An 11802-nucleotide genomic window follows, 5' to 3' on the forward strand; every position below is an offset into this window, starting at 1 on the left:
GAGGTGGCCTGGCCGATGATGCTCTGCAGTGACATCGCGCCCCAGCGGGCGCTGTCCACCTCCGCGAGGAAGGCTGGGTCCTCGATTGCCTCCAGTTCGGAGCGGCTGACGATGGTCAGGAACTCGATGGTGGCCCTGCGGAAGACCGCCGGTTCCAGCCGTCCGCCGGCCCAGCCCGAGGCGGCGGACAGCACCGAGGCCAGGCCCGTGATCACCCCGACCACCACGATCGCCGGGAGAGCGGCCCGCAGCACGTCGGCGACATGGCCGGGGGCGAGCAGCGCGGCCAGCGCGTGGTTGGTGGCGATCAGCGCGAAGGCGGCGGCCAGGCCGCGCAGGACCTCGGCACCGACCAGGGTCAGCAGCGCCGCGCGGTCGGCCTGCCACGCCATCCGTCCGGCCAGGCGCAGGAAGCGCGGCATCTGCCGCGCCACCGCCCAGAACGTCACCTTGCCACTGGCCATCTCGTGCTTGGCCCAGCCGTAGTCGTAGCGCATCGGCCCACCGAACAGCAGCTGCTCGCTGTCCGGCACCGGGCCCGTCGAGGTCTTGGGTGCGCTGGTCACATACTCCCTTTCGCAGAGGGGGAACGCGGTGGTCGGGCGCCAGTGCCGTCAGGGTGCGGCGTAATTATGGGGCGACCGGCGCGGACCGGGCGGGGACGAGCGGCCGGGCACCATGCCGGGCGAGCGCACTCGCCCGGCATGGTGCACGCGGGCGCCGGTCACATCTCGATGAGCTGCCGTTGTCCGGAGGCGGGGTCGAAGCCGTGGGTGGAGAACACGGGCCCGCCCGCGAGGTACGCCTCCACCGCGGCCTTGGACGTCGGGAACATCGGGCTGGGCAGGACGTCGGCGACGGGGTGCCAGCGCACCTCCAGGTGCTTGTCCGGCTCGACGTTGGCCAGCTCGCCCGTGAACTCGGTGGTCGCGAAGACGAAGAGGACGAACCCGCCGCGCCCGTCCCAGCCCTCCTTGGCCTGGATGGTGTGCACCAGGCGCAGGTCGGACGGCCGGGCGATGAGCCCGGCTTCCTCACGTAGCTCCCGGGCGGCAGCGTCGGGGATTTCCTCCCCGGGATCGACCTTCCCACCGGGGATCGTCCATGCGGGCCCCGGGGTCCAACTGCGCTGCGCGTAGTGGACGGTGGCAATCTGGTCGGTGTCCAGGTCGTGCGCGATGACGCCGACCGACAGCCTGCTCGTCTCGTGCATCAGGGTGTTCCTCGTTGAAGTTGCAGGGCGGGAGGGCGGAGCCGCGGAGGTTAGCCGGTCCGTCTTGGTGAGATGGAGCGCAGCGCCATGAAGCCGTCGACGGGCTCGAAGCCGAGGCCGCGGTAGAGCGGGGCGCCGGCGTCGGTGGCGCGCAGTTCGATGGAACAGCCGCGTTGCTTGATCGCGGTGACCAGGGCGCCGGTGACGGCGCGGGCGAGGCCCTGGCGGCGGCGGCCGGGGTCGGTGACGACCGTGTGGATCCTGGCCCACTGCCCGGTCGGGTACGTGGGGCCGCAGTAGCCGCGGTAGACGATGCCGACCGCGCAGGCGGTGAGGCTGCCGCCGGGGCCGTCGGCGACGTAGGCGAGCAGATTGGGGTCGTTGCCCAGGCGCTGGAGCATGTCGTCGCGGAAGGTCGTTCGCCACTGGTCGGTGACCGGTTCGCCGGTCAGCACGGTGACGCGCAGCCGAAGCAACTCGTCAGCGTCCTGCGGCGTGGCAGGGCGAACACGGGGATCGGGTACGGACACTCTGATTCTCCTCTCAACAGGTGGAGCGGACACGACGGTTGAGCGGCTGCTTCTAGCTGTCGCGGGCGGGCAACTCCGAGAGCGCGGTGTCGCGCATGATGCGATCGACCGTGTCGCGCAGGGTGCTGTCGCTGCCGATGACGGTCTCGATACCGCCCGGTAGAAGGTCGTGTTCGCGGTACCAGTCGCGCAGTTCCCGCTCGGTGACGGCCGCCAGGTACTCGCGATCGGCCTTCGAGGCGTGCCGGACCAGCGTCTCGTCGATCGGGATGTCGAGGTAGTAGCAGCGGGTGACGCCGCGATGGTCGTCCACCAGGCGTTGGAGCATCTCGCCGTAGTGATCGGCGTACAGGATGCCTTCGATGACGACGTGGTAGCCGGCGCCCAGTGCGTACCGGGCCACCGTGTCGATCAGGCCGATGTTCGCGCCGCCGGGCCGGTCCCGCTCGCGCAGCACGATGCGGCGCAGGTTGTCCTGAGCGACCACGGCCAGACCCCGCCCGAACCGGTCCCGGACGCCCGCCGCTACCGACGATTTGCCCGACGCCGAGTTTCCCCGAACGACCACGAGCCGGGTCTCCGCGCTCCCCACAGGCGTCCCGGCTGCTGGGAGCCTCGGGTGGCTCGTGGTGCTCATGCCGGCCATCCGACGACGGACAGCGGGCGGCCGGCGGTGATCTGCGCGAGCGCGTCGGCGGTGTAGCTGACAATCGGCTCCGGAAGCCCGTCCAGCGGCCAGAAGCGGAGGGCGGCGCATTTGTCCGGTTCGCGGTTGGTGATCTTGCCGGTGTACGCGCGGGGGGCGAAGAACAGCTGGAGGCGGCCGGCACCGTCGTCGGCGTCGAGGTGGTGGAGGGTGTGCACCAGGTCGAGGTCCTTCTCCCGGATGGTGATGCCGAGTTCCTCATCGGCCTCGCGGGCCATGCCGGCCAGGACGGACTCTCCGGCTTCGAGGTGGCCGGCCGGGGCGTGCCAGTGGTGGGAGGCGAACGCGGTGTTGGCGCGCTGTTCGAGCAGCACCCGGCCGTTCTCGATCAGGCTCAGGTGGACTCCGACAACCAGGGTGTGCGGCACGGGACGTCTCCTTCCAGGGGTGGGAGGGAACCGGCGCGGGGAGTGCGGCCGGTTCAGGGCATGGCGAAGCTGCGATCAAACTGGTGATCGTTCGTCGTACGTGAGTGCATGGTCGGGTGTCCCACCGTAGGCGGCCCGGCGGGGCCGCGTCGGCGTGTCGCAACAGATGCCACACGATCCGGTGAACGGTCCCAACTCGTCATACTGGTAAGGCGGTTGCGGGTCGAACGGGCAGTGTGCCACGGGGCGCTGACAATCGCGCCGTGCTCGGCGGGAGGCGGGCGGTCACGCCTCCCGCCACGGCGGTGATCAGGCTCTGGAGGCGCTCGGTGCCGCGGGTGCCTCCGAGGTTCCCGTACTGCCGAAGGCTCGCGGTATACCAGCCGCGGGCGGCGTCCGGGAGACTGGAGCGTTCGGCATCCTGGCCAAGGAACTCGATGCGGGCCTGTCAGTGACGGTGACCGAGGCAGGCGAACTCCTCCCGGGCCTGGATGAGCGCGGTGACGGCGAGGTCGTCGGGGGAATACGCCTCGCCGAGATAGGCGAGTGCGCGGGCGGCGTTGAGTGGATCGGGCTCATGGAGCGTGGTGAGGTCGGGACGGTTAACTCGTTCGGGTCGCGGAGTCGGCGCGTCCGTAATCGAAGTCCGGCTGACGTGCGAGGCCGGTGGTGAACGCCTCCTCGTCCGCCGGCACCCTGGCGGGCACGCCCGCGCGGTTGATTAGGTGGCGGTCCAGGTCGCGGGCCGCCAGTCCGTCGGCAGGTGGTCGTAAGGTGCTCATCTTTTCTCTCTGGGGTCGAAGGGGTGCGGCCCGGGCCCGAACGGCCGCCATGGGTAGTGCGGGTGCTCAGCCGGCCGGCGGGTACGGCTTCTGAGGGGAGGAGCCGGACCGGCGCTTGGGCGCAGAGCGTGACGCGATGAGGCGGTCGGCGACGGCGAGGATGCCGAAGACGACGAGGCCGAAGATCGCCAGATGGAGCGGCTGGGCAAGCCGGGTGCGGTGCTGGAGGAGGTAGACGACGGCCGCCCCGACCTGGACTCCCAGCAGGAAGCAGACCAGCCCGACGGCGGCCCGGCCGGTGGTCCGCCGGGTGTTCACGCCGCGTGGCCACGGGGTGCGATGGCACGGGCGAAGGGCTCGGCGGGCCACGTGGGGTCGATGTCGTTGAGCAGGACCAGGCCGCCCAGGACGCCGGCGATGCTCGCCTGCACCTGGTTGGGCACACCCAGCCGGGAGCGCAGGTCCCGGCCGTAGCCCCGCATTGTGGTGGTCGAGATGCCGAAGTCGGCAACGATTTCCGGGGTGGTGTGCCCGCCGACCCAGCCCGCGAGGACCTGTTGGTGGCGGCGGGGGAGCTGAACTGCGGTGGTGAGCGCGGTGGTGCCGGTGACGATGCCGTGCGCGGCGCCCCAGGCGACGAGCTGCAGCACGGTGCGCGTGCCGGTGGCCGTGAACAGCGCGCGGACGGCGGCGTCGACCTCGGAAGGGACCAGGGCGAGTGCGGGGTCGGCCGCGATCGTGCGGGTCTGGGACTCGGCGGCGATGTGGACGAGGAGCCAGATGTCGCGTTCGGGCAGGTTGGGGGCGGGCAGGGTGGTAGCCATGGCGGCAGCTCCGGTGATCGGCGGGCGGTTCACGGACGGTCAGTGGTGGGGGAACCGGTTCGGGTGAGGCGATCCAGCAGGCGGGGGCCCAGGCGGGTGGCTTCGCCGGTGCCGATGACGAGCACCAGGTCGCCGGGCTCGGCGAGGCGGGTGACGAGCTGCTCGGCGCCGGGCTCGTACGGGCCCGAGCGGGCCCGGTGGACCCGGTCGGTACTCAGGGCGGCGGTGGCGGCGGTGGCGACGATGTCGAGTGGGTCGGGGACGTTCAGCTTGGTCAGCGGGGTGGCGGCTGGCAGCAGTACGGCGTGGTCGGCCTTGGCGAGGGCGGCGCCGAGCTCGGCGGCGTGGGCGCTGGTGCGGGCGATGCCGTCCGGCTCCAGCACCGCGATGACCGAGCCCTCGGTCAGGAGCCGGGCGGCCTCGACGTCCGCCCTGATCTCCTGAGGGTGCCGGGCACGGGACTCGAACACGGTGACGCGCGCCTGCGTGCTGAGTTCGGTGAGGGACCGCTCGACGCCTGCGAAGCCGGTCAGGCGCTCGGCGACCGCCTTGGCGTCCTCGCCGGCGACGAGGGCGGTGGCGATGGCGGCGCAGGCCGCCAGGGCGTGGTGGTGGCCGGCGATCGGCACGATGAACTGGTGCTTCGTGCCCTGGTAGTGGAGGGTGAGGAGGTAGTCGCCGCCGAGCCACCGTGGCGTGAGGACCCACACGTCGGCGCTCTCGTCGAGGCCGACGGTGACGACGGTGGGGCCGGGGCGGTCGGTGAGCCTCTCGTGCACGATCCTGGCGCCGGTGTCCCAGGTCGGCAGGACCACGGTGCCGGCGGAGCGGGCGAGGCTGGTGGCGGCGTCCAGGGCTTCGATGTTGTCCGCGAAGTGCGGGGCGTTCGCTGCGACGGCGGTGATCAGCGCTACCGACGGGGACGGGCGCCGGTAGAGGTTCGGGCCGTGCGGGCGGTAGTTCCAGGATCCGGGGGGCGCGGCCTCGTGCGTGCCGGCGTCCGGGCACAGCTCCACGACGAGGCGCCGTCCGCCGCCCTGGCCGCAGGTGCCGCCGACGCCGGGGGCGTTGAGGATCCAGCCGGTTCGGCCGTCGGCCAGGGCCGCGGCCAGAACCGCTGCCGCGGTCGTGGTGCCGTGGCTGCCGCCGACGGCGACCAGCGGATGGCCGAAGCCCTCGCAGAGCACGGCGAGCGCGTGCGCGCGGGCGAGCACCGGCAGTCCCATGGCCTGGGCCCGGTCGAGTTCAGGGTGCGGGGCGACGACCACCCCGGACCACACCACGGCCGTTCGGTCGTTGCGGACGTGCCCAGCGTCGGAGCCGACCGTGAGTTCCACGCCGGCCGCGCGCAGCCGGTCGGCGGCGGGGCTGTCCTGGTGTGCGGGGTCGATGCTGCCGGTGACGTCCAGGCCGCGGGAGGCCAGCCACAAGGCCAGGCCCTCCATGCCGGACTCGGTGGCGCCGACCAGGTGGGTCTTGGCCAGCAGGCCGGGCCCGGTGGGGGCGGGCTTCACGCTCTTCTTCTGGGGGCGGACGGTGGTGTCCATGAGGGCTCTCCGGCATGGTCAGGAACAGGGGGTGGGGTGGAACCGGGACAGCCGCGGGCTCGGGGGTATGGCTCCGCGGCCGTCCCGGGGCTCAGGCCTGGGCGAAGCCGCGTGCCAGCTCCACGTCAGTGACGCGGGCGGCGTGGTGGTCGACGTCCAGGCGGGCGAGGGAGGCGAGGTGGGCGACGACGTACTCGCCCAGCAGCGCGCAGGCGAGGGGGCTGGTCTCGAACGCCTTGATGGCGTCCCAGGCGTGGCGAGGCACCTCGGGCAGGTCCTCGTCCCAGCCGGCGTCACCGGTGACGGGCTCGCCGGGCTTGAGATCGCAGGTGACGCCGTGGCGGACGGCGGCGACGGCGGCGGCGAGTGCGAGGTAGGGGTTGGCGTCCGCGCCGGGCAGGCGCACCTCCAGGTGCAGGCCCGGTCCGTGGCCGACCACCCGCACCGCACAGGAGCGGTTGTCCCGTCCCCACGCGATCCTGGACGGTGCGAACGGGCCCCCGAGGCGCTTGTAGCTGTTCACGTACGGCGCCCACATCGGAGCGGTGGCGGGCAGCACCTCCAGCAGCCCGGCGACGGCCCGCTCACCCAGCTCCGACAGCGCGTGCGGGTCCTCCGCGCGGGCGATAAGCGGCTCGCCACCGGCCCACAGGGACAGGTGCAGGTGCATCCCGGAGCCCACCCCGTCCGCCGGGGCCGCCATGAACGTCGCCGCCATACCCTGCCGGTCCGCCAGCGCCCGCGCGGCGTGCTTGAACAACACGTGCTGCTCACAGGCCTCCCGGGCCGGACCGTAGGGGAACGTCACCTCGATCTGGCCCGGGGCGCTCTCCAGCTTGACCGCCTCGACGGGAAGCCCCGCCCTGGCCAGGGCCTGCCGCAGCGAACGCGAGAACCCGGCCGCTGCGGTCGTCCGGTCGAGGGCGTAGTCGCGGTTGTCCCACGTCACCGGATGCAGCCTTCGCCAGCCGGCCGCCGCCGCGTCGGCGCCCGTGCTCTCGTAGACGGCGAACTCGGTCTCGACCCCGACCCGCACCTCGTAGCCCAGGCCCTGGAGTTGGTCGAGCTGCTCCGTCAGGATGGTCGCCGGGGCCAGCGGATGCGGCCGGTCACCGTCGACCGGGTGGGCGAACACCACGGCGGTGCCCGGCTCCCACGGGAGCACGCGGGCACGGTCGAGATCGGGCGCCAGCGCGATGTCGCCGAAGCCGGACTCCCAGGAGAACGTGCCCCTGTCCTGGGGCGTCATGCCCAGGTCCGTGCCGATCACGTACCCGCACATCTCCGGGGAGATCCGGTTCGACCGGAGCCGCTCCACCAGCACCGTCGCGTCGAACGCCTTTCCCTTGAGCCGTCCCTGTACATCGACCGCAGCCAGGAGGACGGTGTCGAGGCCGAAGGCGTCCACCACCCGGTGCAGCGACCCGACCGGGCCCGGTTCGGCCACCGCGGCCCTGGCCGCCCGGGACCGCGCGACACGCACCGCCGCCCTCATACGACCTGCTCCTCTAGGATCGCCATCTGAGGGTCGTCGACGACGGGAACGCTGTACTTTCGGCCCGCCATCCGCCACCACAGCGCGGACAGCAGCAGGACCACCACAAGCGTGATCGGCGCGTAGTTGAACGTCTGGGCGGTGATCGGACTGGTCTGCGGCAGGCACACCAGCACGGTCACCACGGCCACCCATGCCACCGCGAGGACTCCAACGGGGCGGCTCCATCGGCCCAGGTTCCACGGCCCCGGCTTGAACCGCTTGCCCTTACGCAGCCGCAGGAAGACCGGGATCGCGTACGCCGGGGTCATGCCGATCACGTTCACAGCGGTCACCGCGCCGTAGGCGGCCGTCGACCACAGCGAGGGCAGCGCCAGCACGAACGCTACGACGACGGCCAGCCACACCGCCCGTGCGGGTGTTCCGTTGCGCGACACCCTGCGCCACGTCGCAGAGCCGGGCAGGGCGTTGTCCCGCGAGAACGCGAAGATCATCCTCGATGCCGCCGCGGTCTCGGCGGAGCCGCAGAACAACTGGGCGCCGATCACGACCAGCAGAAGCAGCTTCGCGCTGTTGTCTCCGAGCGCGTCGAGGAAGATCTGGGCCGGCGGCACGGCCGCGCCCACGGTGCGGTTGTAGTCCTGCACCGCGAACAGCAGACCGGCCAGCAGGACGAACCCGGCAAGCAGGGACACCCAGATCGACCGGACGATCCCGCGAGGAGCGGCCACCTGCGCGTCGGTCGTCTCCTCCGACAGGTGCGCCGAAGCGTCGTAGCCGCTGTAGGTGTACTGGGAGAGCAGCAGGCCGATGGCCGACGCGTAGATCGGGTTTGCCCATCCGGTGCCGTTCGCGAAGTGCCCAAACACGAAGGACGCGGACTGGTGGTGGGAAGGGACGACCCACAGGGCGCCGACGATCACCAGGACGCCGAGCAGGTGCCACCACACCGAGACGCTGTTGAGGATGCTGACCACGTGCACACCGCGCAGGTTGAGCAGCGCGTGCAAGATCAGGATCGTCGCGAAGATCGCGAGTATCAGCCCGGGGGTCGGCTCCGTGCCCCACTGCAAGCCGGCGAACGCCGCGATGAAGTTCGCGCCGCCGTAGTCGATTCCGGCGATCCCGCCCACGAGGCCGAGCAAATTCAACCAGCCGGTAGCCCAGCCCCACCGCGGGCCGCCGAGGCGGTGCGCCATGTAGTAGAGGGCCCCGCTGGTCGGGTAGGCGCTGGTGACCTCGGCGAGGGCCATCCCGACCAGCAGGACCACGAGGCCGACCCCGACCCAGCCCCACATCATCACCGCCGGGCCGCCGGTCAGGAGCCCGAACCCGAACAGGGTCATGCACCCGGACAGGACCGAGATGACCGAGAAGGAGACCGCGAAGTTGCCGAAGCCGCCCATCCGGCGGGTCAGTTCGGGCTCGTAGCCGAGCGACCGGAGGTGATCGTCCTCTTCCTGGACGGGTGCAGTGCGATGAGAGACGGGCATGGGGGCGAACCTCCGAAGGGGTGGACGACGCTGGGGCGAGACAGGGAGTACGGCCGGGCCGCGAGCGGGAGTTCAGCGGCGGGCGGCGACCTGGGCCATGACCTGCTGGAGCAGCCCGGGTGCCTGCTCCCGGTGGTCGGCCAGGCTCAGCCAGGGCTGGGAGGAAGCGAACGGGGAGAGCGAGGCGAACACACCGGCGGCCTGTTCGAGGTGGTGGCTGGCCCACAGGGCATGGGCCAGGTAACTCTCGTCGACCACCGGCCACTTGGCTCGCTCGCCGGGCGCCTCCAGCCAGTGCTCGTAGGCCCGAAGGACGTCCTGGCGCACCTCGCCGTCCGACCACTGGCGGCGGATCGCGTCCTTGCGTGGTGCCGTTCGGAAGCGCTCGACGTGCAGGTGCAAGGGGAGGGCGTAAAGGGGGGAGCCCGCTGGTGCGGAACCCAGGTAGGTCCGCAGGAAGGTGGTCGCGGTGCCGGACCTGTCCAACGACGTCCAGAATCGGAACATCCGGTGATGGGCCTCCCTGTTCCACGGGTCGACCCGGCGTGCCTGATCCAGTAGCCCCCACGGCCCGGGGTGCAGCATCGGATCGGGGGCGGGCGCCCGGTGTTCGGGGCGGGCCTGCTGCCGATCCAGCGGCGCGAGGGCCAACAGGCTGATCCACGGCACCGGATCGCCGGCGACTGTCGCTGCGGCGCGCCAGCATGCCTCACGGGCCGAGTGCTCCAGCATCGCCAGCTCCCGAGGATCGGTCTGCCGGTGAATCATGAGCACCAGCTCGACGGCCGCCCTGGCCTGAAGTGTGACCAGTCCCGGCCCGTCCTGGTCTTCCTGCGCCCAGTGCCGGAGAACGTCCGAGCGGGCCGCCGCCGCTCCGAGCACCTGGGTGCGGGAGGTCCACAACGGCCAGTCGCCCCAGCTCGCCGCGAGTAGGCCGCGGGCCGCCATCCACCGTCCGGCGCGCAGCTCTTCGACCGCGTTGCGAAGGTGCCCGTCGTGCCCGGCAGGGTGGTACACAAGCCGTGGAGCCTCACTGGTATGCATCGTTGCCATCTACCTGTGCCTCCTGGGGACGTCGTCGACGAACCTCCCTGACCCCCATTCCGGAATGACGTGAATCGCCGGAGCTGGCACCCAACGGGCGTAGAGCGAAGAGGCTTTAGGGAACGGTCGAACCAGGGATCTCGATGTGACGAGGTGGTCGGCCACCTACTGTCGTGGGTCGCAGTGGATCAGCGCTATGTCGGCGCTACGTCAGCTCCGGGCTCTTCCTGTCATCCAGGTATCACCGGTCTGTCATCTCGTCGATTTCCGCACCATGTTGGGCAAATGAGGGGTATCTCTATTGCAGGGGCTATCCCGCGTGAGCGGAGCTCGAACTCAACCGGCGCCAGGAGACGAAAGGGCCATTCCGTGACGGCTCCCAGAACCCTGCTGTGGATCCTGGTCGACCAACAGCGATGGGTCTTCGCCGACTTCGAGCGGGAGTTCAAGAAGGTCGCCGGCCTCATGGCGGATGAGCTGGACGATCCGAGATATCGCAATCTGACTGTCTCGGAGCCGACCTACAGGCGGTGGCTCGCCGGCAAGGTGGACCGGCCCACTGGGCAGTCTGCGCAGGTGCTGAACCGCATGTTCGGTCGGCCCGCGGCTGAACTTCTGGCGCCGCTTGGTGAGGGCGAGGCCCCCACACCTACTCAGCACGACCTCGAAAGTGAGCTCGCGATGACAGCACGCGACGCATCCGACCACGCCGCCTCCGTGGCATCCGCCTTCGTATCTGACCTGTCGTTGGATCAGATCCGTGACGACCTCGTCCAGCTCGCCCGGACGTACAACAACAGGCCGCCCTACGACGTCTACCGCGACACCAAGGTCATCCGGGCCAACGCTCAGGTCCTGCTGGACCGCACCCACATACCGGAGCAGAAGCAGGAACTGCTGATCATCCTGGGCCAGGCGACGGCCCTGCTGAGCATGACCGCGTTTGACCTCGGCTCCCTGGGCTCGGCGACCCGGCTCGCCCGGTCGGCCGCCATGTACGGGGAAGCCACCCGGTTCGACCCGCTCAGGGCCTTCGCCGGCGGCACTCTCGCCATGCTCGCCTACTGGGACGGGCGCCCCGCCGAAGCACTCCAGTTCATCAAGAAGGCCCAGATGTTCACCGGGGTTGGCACCGCAGGCCGGGCCCGTATCGCTGCCATCGAAGGCCGAGCGTACGGCCACCTCGGAGACGCTCCGCGTGCCACGCGAGCCGTCCAACGCTATGTTGACTTGGACTCCGACGAGCGGGACGACCTCCACGATGGCGTCGGAGGCGAGTTCCAGCACAGCGCCGCCCGCCTTGCGCGCTCGCACGGCACCACGTTCCTCCTCCTGCGGGACGGGGCTGCCGCGCAGATGCATGCCCGCCGCGTCCTGGAACTGCAGGCCGCTCTTCCGGCGAACGAGCGGATCGTTCGCTTCGAGGCGGAAGCACGGGCTGACCTCGCCGCAGCGCTCATCATCGATGGCGAGCTGGACGCGGCCGTGGAAGCGCTGGCTCCCATCGCCAACCTGGATCCCGAGCGCCGCGCGGCCGGCCTCGTCGAGCGGGTGCTCAACGTACGCAGGCTGCTCGCCCAAGAACCGGTCCGGACGGCTGCTGCCGCCGTGGTGCTCAGTGAGGCGCTGGAGGCATACGCCAGGGACTCTGCCCCCAAACAGCTCGGTCCCGGTGCAGCGTGACTCGCCCTCGGAGAATAGGGAGACCGCCATTACGGCGCGGGGGCGGGCGCAGCCGGGGGGGCGGGGGGGGGGTTTTGGGGGGGTAAACGGGGGGGCGCGGGGGGGGCGGGGCCCGTA

General features: G+C 71.2%; 12 protein-coding genes and 1 pseudogene. 1 reads left to right on the forward strand and 12 read right to left on the reverse strand.

Features of this window, described 5'->3' with window-relative positions; all coding sequences use genetic code 11:
* The 12 genes and pseudogenes from ABZW30_RS44915 to ABZW30_RS44970 form a co-directional block, all read right to left on the reverse strand.
* Nucleotides 1-566: pseudogene (locus tag ABZW30_RS44915) on the reverse strand (ABC transporter ATP-binding protein); the annotation flags it as partial.
* 158 nt (nucleotides 567-724) lie between these two features.
* On the reverse strand, nucleotides 725-1213 hold the full coding sequence (locus ABZW30_RS44920; RefSeq protein ID WP_355677115.1) for an NUDIX domain-containing protein: 489 nt from the start codon (nucleotides 1211-1213) through the stop codon (nucleotides 725-727).
* Between the two features lie 50 nt (nucleotides 1214-1263).
* Nucleotides 1264-1743 carry an N-acetyltransferase gene (locus ABZW30_RS44925; protein WP_355677116.1) on the reverse strand — a complete coding sequence of 160 codons (480 nt, stop codon included), beginning with the start codon at nucleotides 1741-1743 and terminating at the stop codon, nucleotides 1264-1266.
* 52 nt (nucleotides 1744-1795) lie between these two features.
* Nucleotides 1796-2380 carry an AAA family ATPase gene (locus tag ABZW30_RS44930; RefSeq protein WP_355677117.1) on the reverse strand — a complete coding sequence of 195 codons (585 nt, stop codon included), beginning with the start codon at nucleotides 2378-2380 and terminating at the stop codon, nucleotides 1796-1798.
* The gene (locus ABZW30_RS44935) at nucleotides 2377-2817 is read right to left on the reverse strand and encodes an NUDIX domain-containing protein (RefSeq protein WP_355677118.1); all 441 of its coding nucleotides are present in this window, start codon (nucleotides 2815-2817) and stop codon (nucleotides 2377-2379) included. Before ABZW30_RS44935 ends, ABZW30_RS44930 begins: the two co-directional genes overlap by 4 nt.
* Nucleotides 2818-3419: 602 nt before the next feature.
* Complete coding sequence (locus tag ABZW30_RS44940; RefSeq protein WP_355677119.1) at nucleotides 3420-3599, reverse strand: hypothetical protein; 180 nt, start codon at nucleotides 3597-3599, stop codon at nucleotides 3420-3422.
* A 66-nt stretch (nucleotides 3600-3665) separates the two neighbouring features.
* On the reverse strand, nucleotides 3666-3917 hold the full coding sequence (locus tag ABZW30_RS44945) for a hypothetical protein (protein WP_355677120.1): 252 nt from the start codon (nucleotides 3915-3917) through the stop codon (nucleotides 3666-3668).
* Entirely contained in the window at nucleotides 3914-4423 is a 510-nt protein-coding gene (locus ABZW30_RS44950; protein ID WP_355677121.1) for a LuxR C-terminal-related transcriptional regulator, read from the reverse strand. Before ABZW30_RS44950 ends, ABZW30_RS44945 begins: the two co-directional genes overlap by 4 nt.
* A 29-nt stretch (nucleotides 4424-4452) precedes the next feature.
* Nucleotides 4453-5970: a Mur ligase domain-containing protein gene (locus tag ABZW30_RS44955; protein WP_355677122.1), complete on the reverse strand. Its 1518-nt coding sequence runs from the start codon at nucleotides 5968-5970 to the stop codon at nucleotides 4453-4455.
* 91 nt (nucleotides 5971-6061) lie between these two features.
* Entirely contained in the window at nucleotides 6062-7453 is a 1392-nt protein-coding gene (locus ABZW30_RS44960; protein WP_355677123.1) for a glutamine synthetase family protein, read from the reverse strand.
* Between the two features lie 8 nt (nucleotides 7454-7461).
* Entirely contained in the window at nucleotides 7462-8958 is a 1497-nt protein-coding gene (locus ABZW30_RS44965; protein WP_355677124.1) for an amino acid permease, read from the reverse strand.
* Nucleotides 8959-9030: 72 nt separating this feature from the next.
* Entirely contained in the window at nucleotides 9031-10011 is a 981-nt protein-coding gene (locus ABZW30_RS44970) for a hypothetical protein (RefSeq protein WP_355677125.1), read from the reverse strand.
* Nucleotides 10012-10371: 360 nt separating this feature from the next.
* On the opposite strand from ABZW30_RS44970, the gene ABZW30_RS44975 reads away from it, so the two are divergent.
* The gene (locus ABZW30_RS44975) at nucleotides 10372-11685 is read left to right on the forward strand and encodes a DNA-binding protein (RefSeq protein WP_355677126.1); all 1314 of its coding nucleotides are present in this window, start codon (nucleotides 10372-10374) and stop codon (nucleotides 11683-11685) included.
* Nucleotides 11686-11802 lie beyond the last annotated feature (117 nt).

Source organism: Kitasatospora sp. NPDC004669 (assembly GCF_040609455.1).
GTDB lineage: Bacteria > Actinomycetota > Actinomycetes > Streptomycetales > Streptomycetaceae > Kitasatospora.

Coding starts and splice junctions, on each gene's coding strand:
- ABZW30_RS44920 (WP_355677115.1), bottom strand. CDS start 1,213: ATGCACGAGACGAGCAGGCTGTCGGTCGGCGTCATCGCGCACGACCTG.
- ABZW30_RS44930 (WP_355677117.1), bottom strand. CDS start 2,380: ATGAGCACCACGAGCCACCCGAGGCTCCCAGCAGCCGGGACGCCTGTG.
- ABZW30_RS44940 (WP_355677119.1), bottom strand. CDS start 3,599: ATGAGCACCTTACGACCACCTGCCGACGGACTGGCGGCCCGCGACCTG.
- ABZW30_RS44950 (WP_355677121.1), bottom strand. CDS start 4,423: ATGGCTACCACCCTGCCCGCCCCCAACCTGCCCGAACGCGACATCTGG.
- ABZW30_RS44955 (WP_355677122.1), bottom strand. CDS start 5,970: ATGGACACCACCGTCCGCCCCCAGAAGAAGAGCGTGAAGCCCGCCCCC.
- ABZW30_RS44965 (WP_355677124.1), bottom strand. CDS start 8,958: ATGCCCGTCTCTCATCGCACTGCACCCGTCCAGGAAGAGGACGATCAC.
- ABZW30_RS44970 (WP_355677125.1), bottom strand. CDS start 10,011: ATGGCAACGATGCATACCAGTGAGGCTCCACGGCTTGTGTACCACCCT.